Source organism: Halorubrum sp. B53 (assembly GCF_059752395.1).
In genome coordinates, this window is the sequence record NZ_MWTH01000015.1 from 37,179 (window position 1) to 60,782 (window position 23,604).

A 23,604-nucleotide genomic window follows, 5' to 3' on the forward strand; every position below is an offset into this window, starting at 1 on the left:
CCCTTTATAACGGTTGCGCCGAGTGGCGTCGCCATGAGCGATCCAGACGTACTCGTGTTGCGACAGACGATCCACGGCTCGGACGCGTCGGACCTCGTCGCGTCGCTCCGCGAGCGGCTCCCCGACCAAGAGATCGGGCTGGCGCGGACGCCGGCGGAGGAGCGCGAGCTGATCGCGACCGCTCGCGTCGCCGTCGGGCTTCACATCGACGAGGAGCTGCTGGCCGCCGCCGAGGAGCTCGAGCTGTTCGCCTGCGTCTTCGCCGGGACCGGCCACCTCCCGAGCGACGCCCTCGCGGACCGCGGCGTCGCCGTGACGAACGCCTCGGGCGTCCACGGGCCGAACATCGCCGAGTACGTCGTCGGATCGATGATCACTCACGCCCGCCAGTGGCCGCGCGCGCACCGGCAGAAGGCGGAGCGCGAGTGGCGCACCTACGAGACGACCGAGGTGTACGGCTCGACGGTCGCGGTCGTCGGCCTCGGCGCAATCGGGCGGACGGTCCTCGACCGCCTGAAATCCTTCGACGTCGACACGGTCGGGGTTCGGTACTCTCCGGAAAAAGGCGGCCCGGCCGACGCGGTGTACGGCTTCGACGAGTTCCACGAGGCGATCGCCGACGCGGAGTACGTGGTGATCGCCTGCCCGCTCACGGAGACGACGCGGGGAATGGTCGACGCGGAGGCGCTCAAGACGATGCGCGCCGACGCCGTCCTGATAAACATCGCGCGCGGGCCCATCGTCGATACCGACGCGCTCGTCTCCTCGCTCCGGAACAGCCGGATTCGCGGGGCCGCGCTCGACGTGACTGACCCCGAACCGCTGCCCGAGGACCACCCGCTGTGGGGGCTCGGCAACGTCACGATCACCCCGCACAACGCGGGCCACACCCCGCACTACTACGACCGCGTCGCCGACATCCTCGCCGGCAACCTCGACCGGCTCGAAAGCGGCGAGGAGCTCGAGAACCGGGTGGTGTGAGCAGGTGACATAGACGGTCACGTATCCCAGACGGTCACGTAGCAACGCGTCCCTCGCGCTCGACCGATCCCGTCGACCGCGCCTCCCTCGCGCTCGGACGCGGGCGACGCGGTTCGACTTGCGCGCCTCGGCGGCCACGGAGCGCGAAGCGGTCGCTCGCTGACTGGCGCGAACTTACCACGACGGGGTTACCAACTCCGCCGAACACGATCATTAGCAAGCATTATACGTCAGTTGCGTCCAAACTATCGGTCGATGCACGGTGAGTCCCTCCAGCGGCTCGCGATTCTGTTGGGCGTGATCGCTTGCTTCGGAGCGATCCGGATCTACGGACAGGGGTTCGGCTACGTCTGGCCGTATACGGCCCTCATATGGATCTCGGGGATCGTCGGAGTGTACGGATTACACCGGTCCCGCGAAGAGCGTCTCGCTCGGGAAGACGCCTGACCGCGAATTCGCTCGATGACAGGCGTGAGCGAAGCCGGGCGTCTCGAACGAATCCGAGCCGAAGTGTCCGTCTACTGAGAGCGTCGACGGCCCTCTTTATTTATAAAAAAACTCCGCGAACGCGCTTTACTCGTCGACCGTGACGCCTTCGATCTCGACCGCGTCGCGGGGCTCGTCGCGGCGGTCGGTCGGTACCGAGCCGATCTCCTCGACGACGTCCATCCCGTCGATGACCTGTCCGAAGACGGCGTGCTTGCCGTCGAGGTGCGGGGTCGCGTCGAGCGTGATGAAGAACTGCGAGCCGTTCGTGTCTGGGCCGGAGTTCGCCATCGAGAGGATGCCGGGACCGTCGTGGGTGAGGTCGTCGTGGAACTCGTCGTCGAACTGGTAGCCGGGGCCGCCGCGGCCGTTCTCCTGCGGGTCGCCGCCCTGGATCATGAAGTCCTCGATGACGCGGTGGAAGACGTTCCCCTCGTACAGCGAGTCGCCCCGGACCTCGCCGCTCTCGGGGTCCTCCCACGTGTTCGTGTCGCGCGCGGGGTCGGCGTCCGCGGCGGGGTCGTGCCGCGCCAGCCCGAGGAAGTTCTCCACCGTCTTCGGGGCGCGGTCGGCGAACAGCTCGACGACGACGTCGCCGTGATTCGTCCGGAGCGTCACCTGCGGGTTGTCGGGGTTGGAAACCGCTCGTGCCATGTCACCGTGGACGGACGCGCGCCGGAAAACCCTACCCATCCGCGTCGTACCCGTCTGCGTCTACCGTCCGTGTCGGCGTGGGCGACGCCGACCGCTCTCGCGCGCCGGTATCGTTTTGCACCCGGGCCGAGCAGTGTTACGTATGTACGATGATATCCTCCTGCCCGTCGCGCCCGGAAGCGAAGCGAACGACGCGGTGCCGCACGCGGCCAGCCTCGCCGAGCGCTACGACGCGACCGTTCACGTCGTGAGCGCGGTCGACACGCTGGCGGAGACGCTCCGCGGGCCGCAGGCCGGCGCGTTCGCCGAGCGCATCGAGACCGCGGCGCAGAACCGCGTCGAGACGGTGACCGCGGAGCTGGAGGCCGCCGGCGTCGACGTCGTCGGTTACGTCCGTCAGGGCGAGCCCGCCGACGTCATCGAAGACGCCATCACCGACCTCGGGGTCGACATCGTCGTGATGCCGAGCCACACCCGCAGCGGCCTCCGCCGGGTCCTCCTCGGCAGCGTCACCGAGAAGGTGGTCCGCCTCTCCCCCGTTCCCGTGGTCACCGTGCCGATAGCCGACGAGACGCCCGAGGAGGCGGCGGAAGCGGAGCCCGAGACAAGCGAAGACTCCGACGAGGGCGACGGGTCGACCGAAGACGAGGCGTGACCGCGACCCGCGCGTTCCGGGTCGCGTACGACGGCCGCGAGTTCGCCGGCTTCCAGCGCCAGCCCCACGCGACGACCATCGAGGGGACCCTGCTGCGGGCGCTCGCGAACCACGGGATCCTCGACCGCGGCGACGGGCCGACGCACGCGACGCCGCCCGGCTACGCGGCCGCGGGCCGGACCGACGCCGGGGTTTCGGCCGTCGCCCAGACGGTCTCGTTCGAGGCACCGGAATGGCTCACGCCGCGGGCGTTCAACGGGCACCTCCCCGGCTCGGTGCGGGTCTGGGCGGCCGCGGACGTCCGCGACGGATTCCACGCGACCCACGACGCCGACCGGCGAACCTACAGGTATCACCTCTATGCGCCGGAGGCGGGAGCCCCCTCGGCGGACCCGGCCCACGCCGTGGACGACGTGCGCGTCCGCGACGCCCTCGATCGGCTCTCGGGGCGCCACGACTTCCACAACCTGACGAGCGACGACGCGGGAACCGTTCGGGACCTGACCGCGACCGCGACCCGGGACGACGACCTGCTCGTGCTCGAGGTCGCCGCCGACGGCTTCCCGCGCGCGCTCGTCCGTCGCCTCGTCGCCGCGGTCCGGGCAGTCGGCCGCGGACAGACTGATTTGTCGCGAATCGACCGCCTGCTCGACTCGGATCCGGTGCCGGGCGAGATCGGCGTCGGGCCCGCGCCGCCCGAGCCGCTGGTGCTGTGGGACGTCGCGTACGAGGGAGTCTCGTTCGATGTCGATCGGGAGGCCGCCGAGAGCGCCCGCGTCGCCTTCGGAGAGCGGTATCGGACCGCCCGCGACGTCGCCGCCGCGACGGGAGCGATCCGCGATCGGGTCGCGACCGGCTATCGGAGAGAGCCCGGCGAGCGGGGCGACGGCGATGACGGGAGGCCCGTCGACGACGGCAACGATGGTGCCGACGGCGACGCCGCTTTTTAAATTCCCGCGGTCACGTGGCGGCGTCCGCGGGGGTCTCCATGCCCTGGATGCGCAACAGGAGGGTGTTGCCGTCGACGTTCGTGGCGTCGACGACGCCCGAGAGTCGCAGGCCGGCCGCCGGGGTCGGACCCACGGTGACGTGATCGCCCGCTTCGAACGGGCTGACCGGACCGCGGATCACGAGCTCGGCGCGGCAGAGCTCGGGGTTCGCGACGCTCGAGAGGTCGATCTCCTCGACGTTGACCCCCTCTACCGGGTCGCCCTCGACCGCGACCGGCGTGGACTCCGCGTCGTCCATCCGCTCGACGCCGAGGGTGTCGTAGGCGCCGTCGGTGGGCACGTAGCCGCCGTCGGGACCGGGAACGCCCTCGACTAACCGGAGGTCCCGGAGGCTCTGCATCCGGTTCCGAACCGTGCCGGGGTTCCGGTTTATCGACTCGGCGATCTCCCGCCCGGACACCGGCCGGTCGGCGTTCTCCGCGAGGTTCACGAGCGCGGTGAGCACGCGCTTCTGGCTCGACGTGAGCTGTATCGCTGACATGGACAAACGGTGACTATTGTACTGGATAAACGTTTGGCTATACCGGACTTATATTCTTAATATAGGCATCTTAGGGAGTTCTAATTGAGAACCTATGTCTTTTTCCCAAAAAACACTACATTCGGATTCTAGACGTGCCTTTTCGAACGCTCAGTTTATATATCGGACACTTATCCCCGTTTTAGTTGCGTCTCGTCAAACGATATTCGAGAAAATAGTAAATACATCGTGGAATACGCATTATTCCTTATACACTTGGCACCGTGAGTATTTATCCGTGCGCTCGGAAGCGACGGGTAACTCATGAACCGTCGAACCGGCGGTCGACCGCGGCCGCATCGCCGCCGAGCCGCGGTGACGGATCGCGTCACGCGGTGGAGTCGGAGACCGACGATCGGAGCCAACGGGGGACCGACCGATGGATGAGCGCGGGTCCCCGGCGTTCGACGGCGACTCGCTGACCGAACGCGAAGCGGTCGGGGTCGCCGCGGGCGCCCGCGACGGAGCCGAAGCGACCGACGGCTCGGTCGCCGACGGCGCGGCCGACGCCGCGATCGTCGACGAGATCCTCACCGAGGGGCCGACCGGCGACGACGGCCCCGTCGATCGGGGGCTCGCCCCGGGCGACCCCGTCGTCGAGCGCGAGCGCGTCCGGACGTTCATCGAGTCCTCGATCGGGGCCGCAGACGCCGACGGGGTCGTGGTCAACATGAGCGGCGGCCTCGACTCCACGGTGACGGCGGCGCTCGCCGTCGAGGCTCTCGGCGCCGACCGCGTGTACGGGCTGATACTCCCGTGTAACAAGGTCGGAGCGCACCACGCGCGCGACGCGGAAGCGCTCGCGGACGCGCTCGGGATCGAGCACGACACGGTGCACCTCCACTCGCTGTTCGCGCAGTTCGGCGCGGTCGCCCCGGACCGCTTCGACCTCCACGACGAGCCGATCCTGTCCGGCAACGCAGTCGCGCGGCTCCGGATGACGCTCGCGTACCTCGCCGCCAACGCGACGAACCGCCTCGTCTGCGGGACGTCGAACCGGAGCGAGCTGCTGCTCGGCTACTTCACGAAACACGGCGACGGCGGCGCGGACGTGCATCCGATCGGGCACCTGTACAAGACCGAGGTCCGCGCGCTCGCGTCCGAGCTCGACGTGCCGGAGTTCGTCGTCGAGAAGCCGCCGACCGCGGGGTTCCTCCCGGGACAGCGCGACGCCGACGACCTCGGCGCCCCGTACGACGTGATCGACCGCGTGCTCCGGCTCGGCGTCGACCGCGGGCTCGACGCCGCGACGATCGCGGAGCGCCTGTCGGGGGAGGACGCCGACACCGAGATCGACGAGGAGACCGTCGACGATCTGCTCGCGCGACACCGCGCCACGGACCACAAGCGCTCGACGCCGGCCGTCCCGACCGGCCGCGGGCGATAGCGGTCGGACCCCCGCGGTCGACTCGCGCTACTCCCAGTTCTCGGGCCAGAGGTCGGCCGCGCGCATCCCCGTCTCGAAGTCGGCGTCGCGGAACTCGCCGACGAGACGGTCCCGGCCGAGCCGGGGCACGTCGCGCTCGCCGGCCGCGAACTCGCGGACGAGCAGCGCCGTCAGCATCGCGTGCTCCCGGATGTTGCGGTCGTCGACCTTGTCCCGGGTGTCGGCGTGCGTGTGCCCCCACCCCCGCCCGCGGTCGCCGGAGTCGCTGTGGAGCTGGAGCGCCGGTACCCCGCGCCGGACGAACGGCCACTGGTCGGAGAAGGGGTGGGGCTCGGCGTCCACCGCGATCGGCTGGCGGGTCGCCGCCGACACCGACTTCGCGATCGAGGCGGCGGCGTCGGAGGCGTGCGCGAGCGCGACGAGGTTCCGGTGGCGCCCCGCGCCGTCGACGTTGATCACGCCTCGCACCCGGTCGAGATCGACCGTCTCGGCCAGGTGCTCCGCGCCGAGCAGACCGACCTCCTCGGCCCCGACCGCGACGACATCGACGCCGATCGGGAGCTCCGCCTCCGTCAGGATCCCCGCCGCGGTCGCGACGGTGGCGATCCCGCAGCCGTTGTCGAGCGCCCCCTCCGCGACGTCGTGGCCGTCGTAGTGGGCGATCAGCAGGAGCCGCTCGTCAGTGTCCGGCCCGACGCGCCCGACGACGTTCCGGCTCTCGCCGGGGGCGGTCGTCGCTTCGACCGCGAGCTCGGCCTCGGCGGTCGCGTCGGTCGCGCCTGAACCGCCGACGTCGCCCCCGACGCCCCCGCCGACCGCGTACTCGCGGAGCCACGCGCCGGTCTCCTTCGAGACGCCGACGGCGACCGCGTCGGCCTCCCCGCCGAACGTCAGCGAGCCGGTCGGCGGGAGCTGGCCGTCGAGGTGGTTGACGAAAATAAACCCGACCGCGCCCGCGTCGATCGCGTACCCGAACTTCTCCATGCGGTGGACGAACCGCCCGCCCGACGGCGTCGTCGTCGAGGCGACGACGATCCGATCCTCGACGTCGCGCTCGTCGACCTCGGCGGGGGTGCCGTACCCGACGTCGACGAGCTCGCCCGCGACCGCGCCCGCCGGCGAGTACGGGAGCGCGATCGACTCGAACTCGCGGGCGGTCTCCCCGCCGGCCCGGTCCGGGACTCGGACCCGGAGCTCCGCGCTCCCGCGCTCCCACGCGTCGAGTCCGAAGGCGTCGGTGTCGACGTCGGCGACGCCCGCGCGCTCGAACGCCTCCGCGACGACCGCCGCCGCGCGGCGCTCTCCGTCGCTCCCGGCCATGCGGCTCCCGATCGCGGTGAGATCGGTGAGGAGGCGCCACGGCTCGTCGTCGGTCCACGCCCGTCCGAGTGCCGGGGCGAGCGCGGCGCGTCGCTCGCGGACGCGCTCGACGGCCTCGGGATCGGCGGCCACGTCGGTTCCGGTCGGCTGTGAGTGCATGGAAACGTGTCCGTCGGCGGGCGGTTAAGCGTGTGCCTCCCGGCACCCGAAATACGCCATGAGAACGGCGACAGATCCGCCGGACCAAGCACCGTTGGCCTGGTTAATGCAGGGTACTGTCCCGCGCACGGCGACCGCAATCGCTCGGCCGGAGGTCAGCGTCGGACTGACGCGTCACTCGCCCCCCACCTTCGACGTCACGCGGAACGTCTCCGGCGGGTTGAGGATCCCCGCGACCGTCCCCATGGAGTGGATGACGGTGATCACCGGTGCCAGCGGGAGCGCGAGCGCCCACTGACGGTGGTCATCGCCGTAGTAGACGACGCCCAGGAGGAACCAACCGAGGGTACACAGCGCCAGCCCCATGGACGCCGCGAAGAACAGCCCGCTGTACGCGATCGTCACGCTCAGGAGCGACAGCGGCACGACGAGCAGCGTGACGATCGGCGAGAGCGCCCAGGCGTAGTTCCGCAGACGGGTCAGCAGCTCGTACCGCAGCGGGAGCATCGTCGACGCCTGCACGTTGCCGGCCGCCCAGCGGCGGCGCTGCTGCAGGATCTCGTACAGCGAGGGCGGCGCCTCGTTCCGGCAGACGGCGTCCGCCAGCGCGAACGTCACGTCGAACTCCTGGAAGGCCGCCCAGACGAAGGCGGTGTCCTCGACGAGCGTCTCGCGGTCCCACGTCGTCCTCTCCTCGACCTCCGTCCGAACCGCGATACCGCCGCCCCACGCGAACAGCGGGATCGAGAGGCGCGCGAACGCGCGTTGCTCGTACTGCACGCCCATCCGGTAGACGTCGGCCAGATAGCTCAGATTCGACCCCGTACGGCGCGGCTTCTCGCGGAGCTGGACGATATCCGCGTCCGGAAGCCCGTTGAGCGACTCGATAATGCTGTCCTCGTCGAGGTACAGCACGAACTCCTTCTGACACGTCAGGGCCTGCCGTGCCCACTCCTGTGCGCGGCCCTTCCGGACCGCCCGACTCGTGAACTCGTCCGGGACGACGTGGACCGTCGCCCCCGTCACGTCGATGGCCGATTCCGCGACGACGTGGACGTCGTCGAGCCCCTCGGGCAGGGAGTCGACGGTCTCCTGAACCACGTCGGCGGCGTCGACGGTCATGATCCGGACCTGCATCTCCTCGAGCCCGTACTCGTTCGGGGGCGTCTCATAGCCCGCGCCGACGACCGTCGTGAGAACGAACCACACGAGCGCGGTGGCCCCGAAGAGCAGCGTCACGCCCCACAGGGTGACGCCGAACAGCGACGCGAGGCCGCCGTCGAGGACGGTGGTGGTCGTCGCCTGCGCCTGAGCCGGAGCGCTCCCCGGGCCAGACAGTACCGTCGGCGCGAACAGCGTCGCCGCACCGCCCACGAGGAGCGCTAGCGTAACCGCGACCAGTCCGATGCGTTCCGTGTTCATCGTGTCTCCCCCTGGCTCCTCTACCCCTATGAACCGTCCAAACGCTGGCCCGGAGTTCAGCCGTTTTTCGGTCGAGTTGGCGGTTTTAATCCGGTGTAATCCAACTTAATCGGGTGACTGCGGTACGATGGTGACTGATCGCACGTGAACTGCTAGCACCCTCCGTCTATCGCGGAAATATCGTCTCACGGCCCGGTCGCAGTCCCGCGCGCACCGTCCCGCGGGCCGGTACCGAAGACCGGACCTCTCTCACTGATGCGGAAGCGGGCGCGTGATCCGCGGACGCGAACGGTCCTGACCACCGTCCAAAACGCTATGTTAAAGTGCAGCCAAACGGACGTTCCGATAGGGCACCGTTGGTCCAGTGGTAGGACATTAGCTTCCCAAGCTAATAGCCCGGGTTCAATTCCCGGACGGTGCATTTCTCGAACGTAGTGAGAGAAATCACCGGACGGAATTGAACCCTGGAAGTCGCAGCCCGGAACGGTCGAGCGAAGCGAGACCGCAGCCCCGGAACGTCTTCCTCTGGTTCAATTCCCGGACGGTGCACTCCCTTCGATCGTGCACCGTCCGTTGTCACGCTCGCTCCGCTCGCGTGACTCCCGGACGGTGCAGTTCTCGAACGCAGTTAGAGGGATCACGGACGATAAATTCGACCGTGACGCCCTCGTCAGTGATCGGTGTCTGACGGGACGACCGCGTCGCAGAACCGCGAGACGCCGGCGTCGCAGTCGGGCGTGTCGATAGCGTCGCGTTGAACTCGGAGCGTGGCGCGGACGTCCGCACCGTCTTCCCGGAGCGTCGAGACGATCCGTCGCAGATACCGCTCCTCGTCGAACCCGCCGTACGTCAGAAAGACGCCCGTCGGGCAGCCCTCGAGGGAGGCCCGCCGGAGAAACTCCGTGAACGGCGGACACGAGAGCGTCCACTTCGGCGTGCCGAGGAAGACCGCGTCGTACTCGCGGAGGTCCGTTTGGATCGGTTCGATGGGAACGCTCGATCCGGGGACGGCCGAGCGGAGGAGCCAGTCGGCGTATCTGCGTTCTTCCGCCGGTCGAATCCGGTTGACCGTTGCCTCGGAGAATCGCTCGGCGACCGTCTCGGCGATGCTCCGCGTGGTACCGGTCCGAGAGTAGTACGCGATACAGACGTTTGGTGGCAACAGGTGTCTCTCGGCGTCGCCGCAGTTAAACGGATCGTAGCCGATCAGTCGCGTTGTCCGGCTAACACCCGCCGGAGGCCGTACTCCACGCCGCCCGCGGCCAGCGCCGCGCCGAGCACGACGACCCACGCGATCAGGTACCAGCCGAACGGCGTGGGATCGACCGGGGTGGGAGTCACGTCCGGAGCGACGTACACGGACCACGTCCCGTACGCCGACGCGGCGAGCGCGGCGGCGACGGCGACCGACGGGGCCACGAGTCGGGTCTCGACCAGAATCGCGACCGGGACCGCTCCGAGCAACAGACCGCCGACGGCGACGTACCCCGAGAAGGGAGAGGGGCCGACTGAGAATCCGAACCAGTCGGCGAGCGCGCAGGCGACGGTCAGGTGAGCAAGGCCGGCGAGCAGACCGCTTCCGAGTGCTCGACGGGAGGGATGCAGTGCCGCGATCGCGGGGGACATGCCGATCCGTTGCGCGATGCGGTTTATAAAGCCATTCCGCTGTACGCGAACGCGTCCGTCAGAAGATGTTCGCCTGCCCGTACACGGAGATCCCGCTTTCGGTGATCTCGTACGGCTTCGTCTCCCGGGAGTGGTTCGCGTCGCGGATCTTCTGGATCTCGACCGCGAGCCGCGTCTCGCGGAAGTCCGAGCCGCGGATGTACTGGAGCACGAACACCGCGTCGGTGAGGTACTCGACGATCCCGTGTCTGGAGGCGTAGGGGTTCTCCTCGCTGGCCTCGGAGGTGAGCAGCGTCGTCACGCCGGCGTTTTTCAGCGACCGGGTGAAGCCGAACACCTCCGAGCGCCGCTTCGCCGGGTGGTCGTACATCATCTCCAGGAGCGAGACGGAGTCCAGCACCAGCCGGTCGGCGTCGAACTCGGCGATCAGCCGGACGAGGTCGTTCCGGATCGACGCGAGCGAGTTCGCCATCTCGATGGGGTCGATGGCGACCACGGCGAGTCGGTCCTCGTCGGCGTGCTCGCGGAACGACCAGCCCTTCTCCGTCGCGGTCGAGAGGATCGATTCGCGCGTCTGCTCCAGCGTGATGTAGATCCCCTTTCGGTCGGATTCGAGCGCCTCGTTGAGGAACTGGAGCGCGAACGTCGTCTTCCCGGTCCCCGCCCCGCCGATGACGGAGAGCAGGGAGCGACGCGGGACCCCGCCGAGGATCATGTCGTCGAGCCCCTCGATCCCGACGTCGGTGCGCTCGATCGTCGACTCGAACTCGTCCGGGTCGACGTCGAACTCCGGCTCGCCGCCGCCCGCGTCGCCCACGTCGCCCGGTCCGCCGCCCCCACCGAACTCGCCGAAGCCGAAGTCGTCCGACGATCCCCCCGCGGAGTTCCGGTAGCCGCCGAACGGGTCGTCCTCGCCGAACGAGCCGCCGCCGAAGGGGTCTCCCCCGCCTCCCGACCCGCCGAAGGGGTCGTCCTCGCCGCCTTCTGACCCGCCGAACGGGTCCTCACCGCCATCGCCCGTTTCGGACGAGCCGGCGCCGTCGAAATCGAGACCGCCGGAGTCGCCCTCGCCGAAGTCTGGGCCCCCGGAGTCGCCCTCGCCGAGGTCAGTGCCGCCGAACGACCCGCCAGCGTCGTCGCCGAACCCGTTTCCGAGGTCCTCCTCGGCCGGCGCTTCGGTGGAACTCTCACCGCCGGGCGAACCACCGCCGAACGGGTCGTCATCGCCGAACGAACCGCCGCCGAAGCGATCGCCCTCGGTGCCTTCGTCGCTGTCGTCTCCGTCGGCCGTGCCGTCGTGTTGCCGGCTTTCGCCGTCGTCCGTCTCCGCTTCGCGGTCGGCCTCTCCGGTCTTCGGATCGCCGCCCTCGGCGTCGTCCGTCTCACCGTCGGCCGAGCGGTCGGACTCCCCGTCGAGGTCGCGCAGCGCGCGCTCGAACCAGTCGTCCTCCTCGCTCATCGTCCCAGTCGGCCGTTGGCGGTCGACATGTATCCGGCAACGCGGGCGGTGGGCTTGAAACTTTCCGGAAGCCGTGGTCGAAGTCCGCATCCTTTTGTCCGGCGGCGAGAACGCGGGACACATGGAGATCGGCATCGTTGCGCGGAAGGGGAGCGAGCGCGCGGAGAGCCTCGCGGCGGAGCTGCGCGACGCGGTCGTCGCCGCCGGGGAGTCGGTCTGGCTCGACGCGGAAACCGCCGACGCGCTCGGCGAGGGCGACCGCGGGCGGTCGGTCGACGCGCTCGCCGACGCGGACCTCGCCGTGGTGGTCGGCGGGGACGGGACGTTCCTCTTCGCCGCGCGCAACGCCGGCGACACCCCTATCGTCGGCGTCAACCTCGGCGAGGTCGGCTTCCTCAACGCCGTCCCTCCGGCGGACGCCGAGGAGGCCGTGCTCGCCGAGGTCTCGGCGTTCGGTCGCGGCGAGCTGGACGTCCGGGAGGCGCCGCGGCTCGCGGCGCGGGCGGGCGACTGGACGTCGGTGCCGGCGGCGAACGAGGTCGTGATCCAGAGCGACCGCCGCGGCCCCGGCGCGGGCGTCGACTACGAGGTGCGCGTCGACGGGAGCCGCTACTCCGGCGGCCACGCCGACGGCGTGCTCGTCGCGACGCCGACCGGCTCGACCGCCTACAACCTCTCCGAGCGGGGCCCCCTCGTCGGCCCGGGAGTGAGTGGGCTCGTCGTGAACGAGATGGCCGCCGACGAGGGGATGCCCCCGCTCGTCGTCGACGTCGACGCCGCGGTCACGGTGGCGGTCGAGGGCGTCGACGAGGCGGTCGTCGTCAGCGACGGGCGCAACGAGACGACGCTGGAGGCGCCCGTCGAGGTGACCGTCGAGCGGACGACGCCGCCGATGCGGATCGCCGGCCCGCCGTCCGACTTCTTCGAAGCGCTCGGGAAGCTCTCCTGAGAGCGACGAGGCCGGCAGCGACGCCCGCGGCGACGCCGGCCCACAAAGCGTTTATTCCCCGGAGCGAACCGTCGGCTGTGAACCGCCGGTTCGTCCTGCTCGGATACGTCGCCGCGGGCGTCGCCGTCACGGTCGCGGCGGCCGTCGCGTGGCTCGCCTCGCCCGAGGCCGTCCTCGGGCGGCTCTCGCTGCTCGCCGATAACCCGATCCGATACGGCGTCGCGCTGCTGGCGCTGACGGCCGTCAGGCCCCTCCTAGCGTGGCCGACGACGCTGCTCGCGGTGGCCGTCGGGTTCGGGTACGGCTGGGCCGGCGTCCCGCTCGGCGTCGCTCTTTTGGTCGCGACGGCGATCCTCCCCTACCGGCTCGCGCGGGCCGGTCGGGTCCGCGCCCGCGGCGCCTTCCGGGCCGCGGACCGCCTCTGCGACGCCGGCGAGCGACTGGCGACGGCGGCCGGCGGCGTCCGGGCCGTGGCTGCCACTCGGCTGCTTCCGATCCCCTCCGACGCGGTCTCGGTCGGGGCGGGGGCCGTGGGAATCCGCCGGCGACCGTTCCTCCTCGGGACCGCGGCGGGCGAGCTCCCGTGGGTAGTCGTCGGCGTCGCGGTCGGCGTCTCGCTCGACCGGCTCGCGGCCGGCGACCTCTCGGTCGTCGACCCGACGGTCCTCGTCGCGATGGCCGGCGTCGGGGCGCTGCTGCTCGCCGGGCCGCTGTATCGGACCTTCGTCGGAGAAGGGCCCGCGTCGACGGCGTGACCGTCTCGGCGGGCGAGAGATCGCAGCCGTCGGTGGATCGCGGCAGGGGAGTCGATCGCGGCTGCGCTGTCGGGGGAATCACAACGGCGCGGTCAGTGGATGGTTCGCAACCGCGCGGTTGGATAGTTCGCGGCTACGCTCTCGGCGGGTGGTTCGCAGCGACGCGGTCGGCAGAGGGATCGCGACTGCAGGCGGGACGTACCGACCGCCCGGACGCCAGGGGCCTCCGAACGGTCGAAACGAACCGTGTGCCTCCTGTGGGACCGATGCCGGCGTGCATTCCCCCGGTCCCCGATTCCCGGGACCGTCCCAGCCCTAACCCCGAAGCCGCGGCGGCGCCCTGAGGGGGCACCGCCCGGACACGGCTTCAACGGGGGACCGGGGTCGTCGCATCGGCGGTTTCGGCGCGAATCGATACGGACTCGCGCGGAGTTCCGTTCGCGATTACGCGTCGCCGTCGCTCTCGTTCGCGTCGTCCCCGTCGGACGCCCCGTACGTGACCTCGATCCCGCGCGGGACCGGGCGCAGGAGGTACGTGCCGTTCCCGCGCCGCACCGGCGCGAAGTCGGCGGTGAAGCTGGTCCGGGTGTTCTCACGGACCTCGAACTCCTCGTTGAACGTGAGCGGGGCGTTCCCGGGGAGGTCGATCTCGGCCTCGTCGCCGCCCTCCAAGGTACCGTCGACGTTCGAGACGTCGAGCTGGAGGAACTGGTACGTGCCGACCTCGAGCTCGCGCTCGTCGATCAGCTGCGTCTCGCCGTCCTGCAGCTGCACGAGGTCCGCCTCCTGCGACTCGTCGAACTCGAAGTACTCGCGACCCGCGGGCTCGTCCGCGTCGTCGTCTCCGTCGTCGGTCTCGTTGCCGCCGGCGTCGTCGCCGTCGGTCGTGTTCCCGTCGTCGGTCTCGTTGCCCGCCGCGCCGCTCTCGGCGCCCTCGGGGCCGAGCCAGATCCCCTCGATGGTGACCACGAGCGACTCGAAGTCGCCGATGTCGGCCGGCTGGTCGGTCACGCGGGTCGCGAGCGTCCCGGTCGCCTTGCCGACGCAGCCGGCGAGGCCGGCGGCCCCGAGCGCGGCGGCGCCAGTCGCCTGCAGGTAGGTTCGCCGGGAGACCGCGTCGGGGTCGGGCGCGCGGTCCGTCACGTTACGCACCCCCCTCGTCGGTCTCGCCGTCGTCGGTCTCAGCGTCGTCGCCCTCGGCGCCGTCACCGTTGCCGGCGACGTCGCTCACGGTCTCGCCGAGATCGTCAACGCCGCCCGACAGGAACTCGTTCACGTTGTTCAGGATGTCGCCGACGAAGTCGGGCACCTGGTCGGGCAGGTCGCTCGGCGGGCCGGCGTCGCCCGAGCCGTTGTCCGGACCGGGCGTCGCCGCGACGGCGCCGGCGGCCGCGCCGGTGCCGACTAATACCACCGTGGCGAGCGCCACGATCAGTGTCGTTCGGATCGCGTTCATGACGATTCGGACTCGGAGCGCTATCCCCTTTAATGGCGTACGCCGTTCAGCCCAGTTTGGTCCGAATTAACTCGGTTTAATCGCGGGGAAGCGGTTTGTCGGGGCTGATTTCTCTCCCGAAGTCGGAGACGGGTAGCAACTTATAAAGGAACGGTGGAACGACCGAGGTCGGTAGCGCGGCCGCAGGCCGGGCGACCCGCTCAGGGCTCCAGCCGGTTCGGATCGCGCGGGAACATGATCGCCTCTTTGATGTTGTCGAGATCGGCGACCTTCTGCACGAGGCGGTCGATGCCGAGCCCGTAGCCGCCGTGGGGCGGGGTGCCGAAGCTGAGCGCCTCGATGTAGAACTCGAAGTTGGCCGTCTCGACGCCCTCCTCCTCCATGACCTCGACCATGCGCCCGACGTCGTGCTCGCGCTGGCCGCCCGAGGAGAGCTCCTGTCCCTTATAAATGAGGTCGAACTTCCGGGAGGCGATCTCGTCGCCCTCGACGTCCTGCATGTAGTAGAACTTCTCGTCGGGGTAGCCGACGACGAAGAACGCGGGGTGGCCCCGCTCCTCGAAGTGCTCGCCGAGCAGCTTCTCCCCCTTCGTGTCGAGGTCGGTCGGGTCGTCCGGGAAGTGGCCGTACTCGGTCTCTAAGATGTCGAGCGCCTCGTCGAAGGTGATCCGCGGGAAGTCGTCCTCGGGCACGTCGAGGTCGACGTCGAGGAGGTCGAGCTCGCGCTCGGCGTTCTCGGCGGCCTCGCGGAGCGCGTACCGCAGCGACTCCTCCTGGACGTCCATCACGTCGTCGTGGTCCTCGATGTACGCGAGCTCGACGTCGAACATCGCGATCTCGGAGACGTGTCGGGAGGTCGCGAAGTCCTCGGCGCGGAACGCGGTCCCGGTCTCGTAGACGGCCTCGTAGCCCGAGGCCATCAGCATCTGCTTGTACAGCTGGGGGCTCTGCGAGAGGAAGGCGTCCTTGTTGTAGTAGAGGATCGGGAACAGCTCGGCGCCGCCCTCGGCGCCGCCCTTCGAGATGAGCGGCGTCTTGATGTCGACGAACCCCTCGTCGTCGAACCACTCCTCCATCGCCGTCATCAGCTTCGAGCGCAGGCTGAACACGGCGAGCGTCTCCGGCTTCCGGAGGTCGAGCGCACGGTTGTCGAGCCGGGTCGAGAGGTCGACCTCGATGTCCTTCGATATCTCAAGCGGGAGCGGGGAGTCGGCCTCGTCGATGACCTCGTACTCGGTCGGCGCGATCTCGACGCCGCCGGGGGCCTGGTCGCTCTCCAGCGGCTCGCCGACCACGCGGACCACGTATTCGGCGCCGACGTCCTGGACGGCCTCGAACAGCTCCGGCTCGCGCTCCTCCTTGAAGACGACCTGAATGAGCCCCTCGCGGTCGCGCACGATGAGGAACACGAGGCCCCCCAAATCGCGGATCTCGTGGACGTGGCCGGCGATGGCGACCTCGTCCGCGTCCGGTTCGACGTCCGACGTGTGGATTCGCTCGATCATGACGGTGGCTGCGTTACGTGTGTCTGGTCGGGCGTTCGGCATAGGCCTGTCGTCTCGCCGTCGACGGAACCCGTCGCGCGCGGCGGTCTCACCCCGCCTCCGCGCCGGTCCCTTCGACCGGACCGACCGCCGAATAAGTCGCGTGCTACCAACCCGCAACCCCGCCATAGATTTAATAACCATCCGACATATCAACCTGTCAACGGCGCACTCGCGCCGCCGGAGTCCACGCGTGACCCACTTCCGTTCCACCGCCTCGGCGTTCGCCGCCCTCGCCAGCGGCGCGCCCCTCGGCTGGAACGGCTACGGGACTCCGGGTACACGGTCCGTCCGGCCGACCGCGTAACGCGCGTCGGCTGGGGAGAGTCCCCCGCGGGACGGACCGCACCTGTCCTCTCCAGCCGCCGCCGTATCGACAGCGGAATCGCGCCGACCGCGACCGTGCCCCCTCGCGAGCGCCGACGCCGCTTCCGCCCGCGCTCCCGCGGGCGTCGAGAGCGACGCCGGCGGTCGAGGTCGCACCGCGTTCGACTCGCGGCGAGGGGCTCATGGCAGCAGCCATCCGCACGCAGACGGTGGAGGCGACGGTGACCGTCCGAGTCTCGCAGGCGGCCGGCGGCGACCTCGTCGCCGGGGCCCGTCAACAGTTAGAGCGGGTCGACGGCGTCGCCGTCGACGACCTGACGATCGCCGGCATCCAGCCGGGGCTCAACGACACCACAGTGGAGGCGGTCGCGACCCTCTCCGTCGACGGCGAGCGCCCGGTCGCGGACCCAGACAGGCGCCCGGAGACGGACGCGCCCGGCGGCGTCGCCGACCGGGTCGCGGAGCGACTGACGGACGGGTTCGGCGTGGATCCCCAGCGTGTCGAGCGCGTAGAGGGCGGATGAGCGGGACGGGGACCCGGGGACCGGACCCCCGGGCCAGCCCGAAACGGTGAGCCGGGCGACAACGGGTGGCTACTCGCCGATCTCCTCGCGAACCCGCGCCTCCGCGCGCCGGAGCACGTCCCGGATCGGCAGTCCGGCGGCCTCGGCGACCGCGGCCGCGTCGTCGTACTCGGCGCTCACGTCGTAGACGTCGCCGCCGGCGGTCGAGGCCACCTTCACCGTCACCTCGTGGTCGTCGCCGTCGATCGAGAGGGTCGCCGTCTCGAAGGCGCGCCCCGCGATCCACCGGTGGCTCGCGCTCGACTGTCGAACGCCGAGGGTGCCCGTCTCGCGGGCGAGCCGCGCCGCGACCGCCTCGGCGTCCGCGGGCTTGCAGATCACCTTCACGAGGTGCCCCGGCCGCGACTTCTTCATCGTCGTCGGAACGACGGTCACGTCGCGGGCACCGGCGCTCGCGAGGGTCTCCTGCAGCCCGCCGAGCACCTCGGGAGCGGCGTCGTCGAGGTTCGTCTCCAACACCGCGATCTCGTCGCGAACGAGCCCGTCACCGGCCGGCTCGGTCGCGGCGTCCTCGCCGCGCTCGTCGCTCTCGCCGACGAGCGCGCGGAGCACGTTCGGGTGGTCGGGAAAGGTGGCCTTCCCCGCGCCGTAGCCCGCGGCGTCGACGTCGAGGGCGGGCAGGCGGCCGACGCCCTCGGCAACCGCGGCGAGGATCGCGGCCCCGGTCGGCGTAAGCAGCTCGCGATCGACCGGGCCGCCGACCAGCGAGAAGTCGGCGCCGGCCGCGATCTCTGTCGTCGCCGGCGCGGGGACCGGGTAGACGCCGTGGCTCATCTCGACCTCGCCGCCGCCCGCGGCGACGGGAGTCGTCACGACTCGCTGGGGGTCGAGATCAGTTATCAGGAGCGCCGCTCCCACCACGTCGGCGATCGCGTCGTCCGCGCCCACCTCGTGGAAGTGCGTCTCGTCGAGGTCGGTGCCGTGGACCGACGCCTCGGCGCGGCCGAGCCGCTCGAAGGCGTCGAGCGCGAGCGACTCGACGACGTCGGGGAGCTCCATCGACTCCACGAGCGCGACAACCTCGGGGTAGCTGCGGTGGACGCCGGCGCCCTCGGCGCGCTCCGATTCGTGGTCGTGGCTGTGGTCGTGGTCGTGGCTGTGGTCGTGACCGTCGTTGTGGCTGTGGCCGTGCTCGTGGCTGTGACCCCGGTCGTGCTCCTGATCGTGGCTGTGACCGTGGTCGTCCGCGTCCTCGTTCCCAGTCGCCCCTCCGCCGTCCGCTCCGTCGAGGAGCACGTCCACGGTCGTCGCCCGGATCCCGTTCTTCGTCGTCTCTCCGACCTCGTATCGGACGGGGAGCGCGTCTTCCACGACCGAGAGGACATCGGGGTCGGCGCCGGCCGCGATCAGCGCGGCGCAGACCATGTCGCCGGCGGCGCCGGTCCGGCCGTCGAAGGCGAGCGTTCGCATGCCCGACCGGAGGCGAGCGCGGGACAAATACCTCCGGATCCGTCGACGAAGGCCGCCTCGATCTCCGGGCGCGACCGCCGCCGGATCGACGGCGAAAACGCACGCTTACGACGGCGTTTTAAGTGAGGGATTCGTATCGTGACATATGATAACACAGTTCTCTGTGCCCGCCGGTTCTCCCGGACTGGCCGGCGGCACCGCCAGGGGCAACAGGCTTATTCCCGAACCGGATGGAGATACGGACAACCCCCGCGAGGAATCATGAACGAAGTCCAACTCGAAGTGGCGAAGGCGTACCCGAACGACTCGGGACGCGGCATCGCCCGACTCGACCCCGACACGCTGTTGCACCTCAAGCTCTCGCCCGGCGACATCATCGAGATCGAGGGCGCGGAGACGACCGCCGCGAAGGTCTGGCGCGCCGACCGCCAGGACTGGAACACCGACACGGTCCGCGTCGACGGGTTCACCCGGCAGAACGCCGACGTCGGCATCGGCGAGCGCGTGACCATCCGCAAGGCCGAGGCCGAGAAGGCCGACAAGCTCGTGCTGGCCCCGCCGGAGGAGGCGTCCGTGCAGTTCGGGTCCGACGCCGCCGGCATGGTGAAACGACAGATCCTCAAGCGCCCGGTCGTCGAGCGCGACATCGTCCCCGTGATGTCATCGACGAACCACCCGTTCATGCGGTCGCCCGGGCAGGCGATCCCGCTGATCGCGGTGGAGACCGAACCCGACGGCGTCTGCCTGATCACCGAGGACACCGAGGTCGAGCTCCGCGAGGAGCCGATCTCCGGGTTCGAGAAGACCGGCGGCGGGATCACCTACGAGGACATCGGCGGCCTTCAAAACGAGATCCAGCGCGTCCGAGAGATGGTCGAGCTGCCGATGAAACACCCGCAGATCTTCTCGAAGCTCGGGATCGAGCCGCCGCAGGGGGTCCTCCTGCACGGCCCGCCGGGGACCGGGAAGACCCTGCTCGCGAAGGCCGTCGCCAACGAGACGTCGGCGTCGTTCTTCTCGATCGCCGGCCCGGAGATCATCTCGAAGTACTACGGCGAGTCCGAACAGCAGCTCCGGGAGATCTTCGAGGACGCGAAAGAGGAGAGCCCGAGCATCATCTTCATCGACGAGCTCGACTCGATCGCGCCCAAGCGCGAGGACGTCACCGGCGAAGTCGAGCGTCGGGTCGTCGCCCAGCTCCTGACGATGATGGACGGGCTGGAGACGCGCGGGCAGGTGGTCGTCATCGGCGCGACCAACCGCGTCGACAGCGTCGACCCCGCGCTCCGCCGCCCGGGGCGGTTCGACCGCGAGATCGAGATCGGCGTCCCCGACGAGACGGGCCGCAAGGAGATCCTCCAGATCCACACCCGCGGGATGCCGCTCTCGGACGACGTCTCCCTCGACCACCTCGCCGACGAGACGCACGGGTTCGTCGGCGCCGACATCGAGAGCCTGACGAAGGAGGCCGCGATGAAGGCGCTCCGGCGCTACCTCCCGGAGATCGACCTCGACGACGAGGAGGTCCCGCCGAGCCTCATCGACCGGATGATCGTCAAGCGCGACGACTTCGGCGGCGCGCTGAGCGAGGTGGAGCCGTCGGCGATGCGGGAGGTGCTCGTCGAGCTCCCGAAGATCTCGTGGGACGACGTGGGCGGGCTCAGCGACGCCCAACAGCAGGTGCAGGAGTCGGTGGAGTGGCCGCTCACCTCGCCGGAGAAGTTCGACCGGATGGGCGTCAACGCTCCCAAGGGCGTCCTGCTGTACGGGCCGCCCGGCACCGGGAAGACGCTGATGGCGAAGGCGGTCGCCAACGAGACGAACGCGAACTTCATCTCGGTCCGGGGACCGCAGCTGCTCTCGAAGTGGGTCGGCGAGTCGGAGAAGGCGATCCGGCAGACCTTCCGGAAGGCCCGGCAGGTGAGCCCGACGATCATCTTCTTCGACGAGCTCGACAGCCTCGCGCCCTCGCGCGGGCAGGAAATGGGGAACAACGTCTCCGAGCGCGTCGTCAACCAGCTGCTCACCGAGCTCGACGGGCTCGAGGACATGGGCGACGTGATGGTGATCGGCGCCACCAACCGCCCCGACATGATCGACCCCGCGCTGCTGCGCTCGGGCCGGTTCGACCGGCTCGTGATGATCGGCCAGCCGGACCAGGAGGGCCGCGAGCAGATCCTCGACATCCACACCCGGGACACGCCGCTCGCGCCCGACGTGAGCCTCCGCGAGGTCGCGGAGATCACTGACGGCTACGTCGGCTCCGACCTCGAGGGGATCGCCCGCGAGGCCGCCATCGAGGCGCTGCGCGACGACGACGACGCGGAGGAGGTCGAGATGAAACACTTCCGGCGCGCCATGGAGTCCGTGCGCCCCACTATCAACGACGACATCCTCGCGTACTACGAGGAGATCGAACAGCAGTTCAAGGGCGGCAGCGGCAGCGCGATCCGAGACACCGGCGGCCGTATCGGGTTCCAGTAGGCGGCGGACCCGTCTCCGGGCCCGACCGTCCGCGCCGACCGTTTTTGCGTGCGCGGTCCGTAGCGAGAGCCGACTATGTCCGAGGACGTCACCGTCGACGTCGAGGTCGAAGTAGAGGTCGACAGCGACGAGCTCGAGATCGAGCGCGACGACGCCGAACTCGTCGAGGCCAGCTACGAGGCCGGGGGCATCGAGATCGAGGTGGAGGCCGAGGTGGAGACGCACGGGGGCGGTCACGAAGACGACGACTCCGACCACTCAGACCACGAAGGCGACCACGAGTAGCCGCCCGTTTCGCCCCGGGATTTCAATCCGCCGAGCGTCTCGTTCCGCTTCTTTTAACCTCGACAGCGACCAAGCGGGGCCATGTCCCAGCCGCGCGTCCCGGGCGATGACGAGAACACGCTGGAGCTGCCCTGCGGGCAGACGATGGCGGCCGGCGAGCTGGACCTCGGCATGCGCGAGTTCGAGTGCGACTGCGGCGAGTCGCACGCGGTCGTGATGGACGTTCATCCGCCCGAGCGGTTCCTCCCCGACTTCCTCGTCGAGGTGCTCCGCGAGGCGATCGAGACGACCAGCGAGGAGATGCCGGAGTTCGACACGCCGCACCTCCTCGGCGTCGTGTTGGAGGAGTTCCCGGAGGCCGTCGTCGCCTACGACGCGAGCGAGAACGCGGACGTCGGCTACGCGATGGCGTGGGTGACCGACTTCGACTCCCGCCGCCTCCACGAGATCGTCGTCGAGCTCGTCGTCGAGCTGATGGAACACGCCGTGAGCCACGCCGACGACGACGAGGCGCTCTCGGCGTTCGAGGCGGAGATGGTCGAGTTCGACGTGAGCGAGTTCGTCGAGCAGTACCGCGCCGAGCGGGACCTCGAGGCCGAGGACCCGTACGCCTGACGTCCAGCGGCGGGGTGTCCGGGGCTCGAAATCGGCCGAATCCCCCGCGAACGCCGGTCTCACGCCTCTTGTCAGACAGTTGTCCGACTCCTGTCTCACTGAACCCTATATGTGCGGGTACCGTACGTAAGACGTATGAGCACCCGCGAATACGACCGATACGACCGGATTCGCAGCGTGCTCGCCGACGCCGACGAGCCGCTGACGGCGCGGGAGATCCTCGCGCTCGCGGAGGAATGCGAGGAGATCGACAGCCCGCACCGCGTCGCGACCGTGCTCGGTCGGTGGGCCGAGCGCGGCGAGGTCGAGGTCATCGCGGACCGGCCCTACCGGTACCGACTGGAGACCTGATCGCGGCGCCCCGACCGAAGCGACTCCCACGGACGGAGCGGTCAGTCCGGGTCGAACCGGAGCGCACCGTCCGCCGGATCGAGCGTCGCGACCGCGCCGAGCGGGAGCGGGAAGGAGGGGTCGGTGTGGCCGAAGTCGTAGCCGAGGCCGGCGACGGCGCCGGGCGCGTATCGCTCGAGTTCGCGAGTGACCACGCGCTCCAGCTCGGTCGGGTACTCCTCGGGGTCGGGGTCCCACTCCAGCGTCGGGGCGTTCGTCCGCGGGCGACCGACGAGCACGCCGTCGAATCGCTCCAACAGCCCGCGCTCGCCCATCGCGCGCAGCGCGTAGCCGACCTCGCGCGGCGGCGGCACGTCCTCGGATGTCTCCAGCGCGAGGACGGCGCCGTCGAGGCGCTCCGGGGCCGGCAGATACCGGTCCGCCTGGAGGTGCCACTTCACGATCCCGAAGGAGCCGCCCCAGACTCGGCCCCCGACCGGTTCGTCGGGATCCGCGTCCGGGCCGACCCACACCGTCGGGCCCGGGTTGTCGCGCCACGCGCGCGGTTCGCCCGTCTCGAAGTCGAACCACTCGTCGGTCCACTCGTCGGCGGGCTCGACGGTGCCGAGCGAGTCCTCGAACAGCGCGCGCCGGAGGTACCGCTCGGTGTACGGGTGGAGCTCGGCGTCGCAGACGAGGTCCGGATGGACGCCGATCCCGTAGCTGACGATCCCGAGGTCCCAGAGGAACAGCCGGAGGTTGTCGTTGTCGCTGTACCCGAAGAACCGCGTCGGATTCGCCGCGAGCGCGTCGCCGTCCAAGTGTCGCAGGACCCGTATCTGGTCGTCGCCGCCGGTGTACGCCATCACGGCGCCGACTTCCGGGTCGGCGAAGGCCGCCTCGACATCGGCGGCGCGCTCGGCGGGCGACGCCGGGTCGTCGCGGTCGGGCTCCGCCGTCGGCAGCACTCTCGTCTCGACGCCGAGCGCGTCGAGTCGCTCGCGGCCGATCCGAAGCCGTGTGGCGTCGGCCGGCCGCGAGGGCGCCGCGATCGCGAGCACCTGCCCGTCGGCGAGCGGCGGGGGCGTCGTGAACGCCATGCTGGCGGGCTGTGTCCGGCGGTCTTATAAATTGTCGGGGAGCGTGGCACCGTATCTCGTGCGCTATGGCTCGACATACCTTGCGA

24 protein-coding genes and 1 tRNA gene are annotated in these 23,604 nt (G+C 70.0%); 13 read left to right on the forward strand and 12 right to left on the reverse strand.

The genetic code is table 11. The annotated features are described in order from the left end of the window. The first annotated feature begins 33 nt into the window (after nucleotides 1–33). Nucleotides 34–981: a D-2-hydroxyacid dehydrogenase gene (locus tag B4V06_RS12620; RefSeq protein ID WP_123112337.1), complete on the forward strand. Its 948-nt coding sequence runs from the start codon at nucleotides 34–36 to the stop codon at nucleotides 979–981. Between the two features lie 255 nt (nucleotides 982–1,236). Then, nucleotides 1,237–1,428: a hypothetical protein gene (locus B4V06_RS12625; protein ID WP_123112338.1), complete on the forward strand. Its 192-nt coding sequence runs from the start codon at nucleotides 1,237–1,239 to the stop codon at nucleotides 1,426–1,428. Nucleotides 1,429–1,554: 126 nt separating this feature from the next. On the opposite strand, the gene B4V06_RS12630 is transcribed toward B4V06_RS12625, so the two are convergent. Next, nucleotides 1,555–2,121, reverse strand: coding sequence for a peptidylprolyl isomerase (locus B4V06_RS12630; RefSeq protein ID WP_123112339.1), 567 nt, complete (start codon nucleotides 2,119–2,121; stop codon nucleotides 1,555–1,557). 142 nt (nucleotides 2,122–2,263) lie between these two features. Between B4V06_RS12630 and B4V06_RS12635 the strand changes: the two genes are divergently transcribed. Continuing rightward, a complete protein-coding gene (locus B4V06_RS12635; RefSeq protein ID WP_123112340.1) occupies nucleotides 2,264–2,776 on the forward strand; it encodes a universal stress protein in 513 nt (170 codons plus the stop codon). Continuing rightward, complete coding sequence (truA, locus tag B4V06_RS12640; RefSeq protein ID WP_123112341.1) at nucleotides 2,773–3,726, forward strand: tRNA pseudouridine(38-40) synthase TruA; 954 nt, start codon at nucleotides 2,773–2,775, stop codon at nucleotides 3,724–3,726. The genes B4V06_RS12635 and truA overlap by 4 nt, the downstream gene beginning before the upstream one ends. Nucleotides 3,727–3,736: 10 nt before the next feature. Here the strand turns inward: truA and B4V06_RS12645 are convergent, their stop codons facing one another. Continuing rightward, complete coding sequence (locus B4V06_RS12645; protein ID WP_123112342.1) at nucleotides 3,737–4,267, reverse strand: Rrf2 family transcriptional regulator; 531 nt, start codon at nucleotides 4,265–4,267, stop codon at nucleotides 3,737–3,739. A 418-nt stretch (nucleotides 4,268–4,685) separates the two neighbouring features. Between B4V06_RS12645 and B4V06_RS12650 the strand changes: the two genes are divergently transcribed. Next, on the forward strand, nucleotides 4,686–5,693 hold the full coding sequence (locus B4V06_RS12650; protein ID WP_255212514.1) for an NAD+ synthase: 1,008 nt from the start codon (nucleotides 4,686–4,688) through the stop codon (nucleotides 5,691–5,693). Nucleotides 5,694–5,720: 27 nt separating this feature from the next. On the opposite strand, the gene B4V06_RS12655 is transcribed toward B4V06_RS12650, so the two are convergent. Then, nucleotides 5,721–7,172 (reverse strand): M28 family peptidase, encoded by a 1,452-nt coding sequence (locus B4V06_RS12655; protein ID WP_498170099.1) that lies wholly within the window; start codon nucleotides 7,170–7,172, stop codon nucleotides 5,721–5,723. A gap of 174 nt (nucleotides 7,173–7,346) precedes the next feature. After that, nucleotides 7,347–8,594, reverse strand: coding sequence for a glycosyltransferase family 2 protein (locus B4V06_RS12660; protein ID WP_498170100.1), 1,248 nt, complete (start codon nucleotides 8,592–8,594; stop codon nucleotides 7,347–7,349). A gap of 350 nt (nucleotides 8,595–8,944) precedes the next feature. On the opposite strand from B4V06_RS12660, the gene B4V06_RS12665 reads away from it, so the two are divergent. Next, nucleotides 8,945–9,015, forward strand: a tRNA-Gly gene (locus B4V06_RS12665). Nucleotides 9,016–9,264: 249 nt separating this feature from the next. On the opposite strand, the gene B4V06_RS12670 is transcribed toward B4V06_RS12665, so the two are convergent. The 3 genes from B4V06_RS12670 to B4V06_RS12680 are packed head-to-tail and all read right to left on the reverse strand — an operon-like array spanning nucleotide 9,265 to nucleotide 11,679. Beyond that, on the reverse strand, nucleotides 9,265–9,756 hold the full coding sequence (locus B4V06_RS12670) for a flavodoxin family protein (RefSeq protein ID WP_498170102.1): 492 nt from the start codon (nucleotides 9,754–9,756) through the stop codon (nucleotides 9,265–9,267). A 44-nt stretch (nucleotides 9,757–9,800) separates the two neighbouring features. Continuing rightward, entirely contained in the window at nucleotides 9,801–10,220 is a 420-nt protein-coding gene (locus B4V06_RS12675; RefSeq protein WP_498170104.1) for a hypothetical protein, read from the reverse strand. A gap of 58 nt (nucleotides 10,221–10,278) precedes the next feature. Beyond that, a complete protein-coding gene (locus B4V06_RS12680) occupies nucleotides 10,279–11,679 on the reverse strand; it encodes a KaiC domain-containing protein (protein WP_498170106.1) in 1,401 nt (466 codons plus the stop codon). Between the two features lie 121 nt (nucleotides 11,680–11,800). On the opposite strand from B4V06_RS12680, the gene B4V06_RS12685 reads away from it, so the two are divergent. Together B4V06_RS12685 and B4V06_RS12690 are read left to right on the forward strand one after the other, a co-directional pair. Then, nucleotides 11,801–12,628 carry an NAD(+)/NADH kinase gene (locus B4V06_RS12685; protein ID WP_123112348.1) on the forward strand — a complete coding sequence of 276 codons (828 nt, stop codon included), beginning with the start codon at nucleotides 11,801–11,803 and terminating at the stop codon, nucleotides 12,626–12,628. A gap of 77 nt (nucleotides 12,629–12,705) precedes the next feature. Next, nucleotides 12,706–13,383, forward strand: a complete 678-nt coding sequence (locus B4V06_RS12690) for a VTT domain-containing protein (RefSeq protein ID WP_498170107.1) — start codon at nucleotides 12,706–12,708, stop codon at nucleotides 13,381–13,383. Between the two features lie 444 nt (nucleotides 13,384–13,827). Here the strand turns inward: B4V06_RS12690 and B4V06_RS12695 are convergent, their stop codons facing one another. The 3 genes from B4V06_RS12695 to aspS form a co-directional block, all read right to left on the reverse strand. Then, nucleotides 13,828–14,526, reverse strand: a complete 699-nt coding sequence (locus B4V06_RS12695) for a DUF4382 domain-containing protein (protein WP_498170109.1) — start codon at nucleotides 14,524–14,526, stop codon at nucleotides 13,828–13,830. Nucleotide 14,527: 1 nt separating this feature from the next. Continuing rightward, nucleotides 14,528–14,839, reverse strand: coding sequence for a hypothetical protein (locus B4V06_RS12700; protein ID WP_123112351.1), 312 nt, complete (start codon nucleotides 14,837–14,839; stop codon nucleotides 14,528–14,530). A gap of 200 nt (nucleotides 14,840–15,039) precedes the next feature. Beyond that, nucleotides 15,040–16,344 (reverse strand): aspartate--tRNA(Asn) ligase, encoded by a 1,305-nt coding sequence (gene aspS, locus B4V06_RS12705; protein WP_498170643.1) that lies wholly within the window; start codon nucleotides 16,342–16,344, stop codon nucleotides 15,040–15,042. A 548-nt stretch (nucleotides 16,345–16,892) separates the two neighbouring features. Here aspS and B4V06_RS12710 point away from each other — a divergent pair. After that, nucleotides 16,893–17,234: a hypothetical protein gene (locus tag B4V06_RS12710; protein ID WP_123112353.1), complete on the forward strand. Its 342-nt coding sequence runs from the start codon at nucleotides 16,893–16,895 to the stop codon at nucleotides 17,232–17,234. Nucleotides 17,235–17,303: 69 nt separating this feature from the next. On the opposite strand, the gene larC is transcribed toward B4V06_RS12710, so the two are convergent. Continuing rightward, complete coding sequence (larC, locus tag B4V06_RS12715) at nucleotides 17,304–18,704, reverse strand: nickel pincer cofactor biosynthesis protein LarC (RefSeq protein WP_498170111.1); 1,401 nt, start codon at nucleotides 18,702–18,704, stop codon at nucleotides 17,304–17,306. 261 nt (nucleotides 18,705–18,965) lie between these two features. Between larC and B4V06_RS12720 the strand changes: the two genes are divergently transcribed. The 4 genes from B4V06_RS12720 (at nucleotide 18,966) to B4V06_RS12735 (ending at nucleotide 22,439) form a co-directional block, all read left to right on the forward strand. Then, nucleotides 18,966–21,188, forward strand: a complete 2,223-nt coding sequence (locus B4V06_RS12720) for a CDC48 family AAA ATPase (protein WP_123112355.1) — start codon at nucleotides 18,966–18,968, stop codon at nucleotides 21,186–21,188. 75 nt (nucleotides 21,189–21,263) lie between these two features. Beyond that, a complete protein-coding gene (locus B4V06_RS12725; protein WP_498170113.1) occupies nucleotides 21,264–21,473 on the forward strand; it encodes a hypothetical protein in 210 nt (69 codons plus the stop codon). A gap of 81 nt (nucleotides 21,474–21,554) precedes the next feature. Further along, on the forward strand, nucleotides 21,555–22,088 hold the full coding sequence (locus tag B4V06_RS12730) for a DUF5815 family protein (protein ID WP_123112357.1): 534 nt from the start codon (nucleotides 21,555–21,557) through the stop codon (nucleotides 22,086–22,088). Between the two features lie 135 nt (nucleotides 22,089–22,223). Then, nucleotides 22,224–22,439, forward strand: a complete 216-nt coding sequence (locus tag B4V06_RS12735; protein WP_123112358.1) for a hypothetical protein — start codon at nucleotides 22,224–22,226, stop codon at nucleotides 22,437–22,439. 41 nt (nucleotides 22,440–22,480) lie between these two features. Here the strand turns inward: B4V06_RS12735 and B4V06_RS12740 are convergent, their stop codons facing one another. Next, nucleotides 22,481–23,518: a S66 family peptidase gene (locus B4V06_RS12740; RefSeq protein ID WP_498170115.1), complete on the reverse strand. Its 1,038-nt coding sequence runs from the start codon at nucleotides 23,516–23,518 to the stop codon at nucleotides 22,481–22,483. Between the last annotated feature and the right edge of the window lie 86 nt (nucleotides 23,519–23,604).